Origin of the sequence: Moorena sp. SIO3B2, from assembly GCF_010692525.1 — a bacterium.
Lineage (GTDB): Bacteria > Cyanobacteriota > Cyanobacteriia > Cyanobacteriales > Coleofasciculaceae > Moorena > Moorena producens.
The window spans coordinates 1-1,654 of record NZ_JAAHHE010000814.1 but is presented as its reverse complement, the minus strand read 5'-3'; the positions used below and the strand labels follow the sequence as shown (position 1 = coordinate 1,654).

Below are 1,654 nucleotides of genomic sequence, written 5' to 3'. Positions count from 1 at the left end.
TTACAGTTAAAGATTATTTCAGTAAAAGTGGCATCAGCTTAAGTCTTGGATGTAATCCGGGCTTTGGATGGGCGGCAAAGGCAGCCACCATAACAGAGATAGGCTTCCCCGACTTTATGATTTTGGGAGGTGGCGACAAGGTTTTATTGGCCTCCGCTATGGGATATCATTCGATTTTTGTTAAAGCGCTTTTTTTAAGTCCCGGACTGTCTAATCTCTATCATTCTTGGGGAAACCAAGTTTTTAATACGATTGAGGGACGAGTTTCTTACCTAGAAAATACGATTTATCATATTGTTCAGGGAGATTATAAAAATCGTCGCTATTCTGATCGCCACAAATTAATTCAGGATGATAAGTTTGCGATCGCTGATTATCTAAAAATTAATCAATGGGGAGCATGGCAATGGCGCAACGAAAACAACAAGTATGCTGTAAAAATAAAGAGATACTTTGATGAAAGAGGAGACTGAAGCATTGGAAATCGTCTTTTACGGAACATCTGGTTGGTTTGACAGCACATCAGGTGCTACAAATTGTGTAGGGGTATTTGTAAATGAGAGAGATATTGTTTTATTTGACTTAGGCACTGGGGTTAGAAAAATAGACAGAGAAAGCGTTCGTGGTAAAAATGTTACTGTTATGCTTTCACACCTGCATTTAGACCACTGCTATGGGCTACATATTTTACCGATGTTCCAGCCTGCTTCCCTGACAATTGTAATCCATGAAAGTCTAAAGAGTTACTTGGAGACTTTGTTTTCTTTTCCGTTTGTGAAACCGAGGGATAAACTAGGATTTCCTGTTGAGATTCGAGTGGCTAAAGATACAACCTTGAATTTCGATAATTTTACCATAAAGACTCAAGCATTAAAACATAATACTCCAGTCATCGGCGCTCAATTACACTTAGACAACACATCTATTTGTTATTGTGTTGATACCATTTTATGCGATTCTCTCTTGAGTATAACTAAGGATTGTGATATTCTCATTGCTGAATCTTGCCCGGTTGGAGGAAAGAAAACAAATGGATTTCATCTTGACATAGAACAACTTAAGACAGTGCTAACTGCTACCCATGCTGAGAAGGCGATCATAACTCATTTTGGGGCTCGACAGTATCCAGATCTTAAAACCAAAGAGTTGCTGTTTACATATATAAAGGATTTTCATCACAATATCGTTATGGCTTACGATGGTCTGGTTATCCGGAGTTGAGATAACTTATGTTTTCAAATGTTTTTGTTTTATGTACCGGAAGATGTGGCTCTACAACATTTGCTAAAGCCTGTCAGCATATTCAAAACTATACAGTATCTCACGAATCTAGAATATCTTTGATAGGAGATCAGCGCCTTCAATATTCTCAAAATCATATTGAAGTAGATAATAGGTTGTCGTGGTTTCTCGGTTCCTTGGAAAAAAAATATGGAGATTGTGCTTTTTATGTACATTTAAAGCGGGATATCATGTCAACGGCTAAAAGTTATGCAAAACGCCTAGATAGTCCTATAATTAAAGGTTACTCAGAATCAATAATCCTTCCTAAACAGTTTAATTACGAACGACTTGATATTTGTATTGATTACTGTAACACCGTCAATGCTAATATTGAATTGTTTCTCAAAAACAAAAGTCATAAAATGGAATT

Annotated in this window: 3 protein-coding genes; all 3 read left to right on the top strand. The window is 36.9% G+C overall.

The window, feature by feature from the left end; genetic code table 11:
* Positions 1 to 473 (top strand): hypothetical protein (locus F6K38_RS41365; RefSeq protein ID WP_287360645.1); only part of this gene is annotated, 473 nt, incomplete at its 5' end.
* A complete protein-coding gene (locus F6K38_RS41360; RefSeq protein WP_287360644.1) occupies positions 457 to 1,221 on the top strand; it encodes an MBL fold metallo-hydrolase in 765 nt (254 codons plus the stop codon). The genes F6K38_RS41365 and F6K38_RS41360, both read left to right, overlap by 17 nt.
* Before the next feature lie 8 nt (positions 1,222 to 1,229).
* Positions 1,230 to 1,654: hypothetical protein (locus tag F6K38_RS41355; protein ID WP_287360642.1), on the top strand; the 425-nt coding region annotated here is incomplete at its 3' end.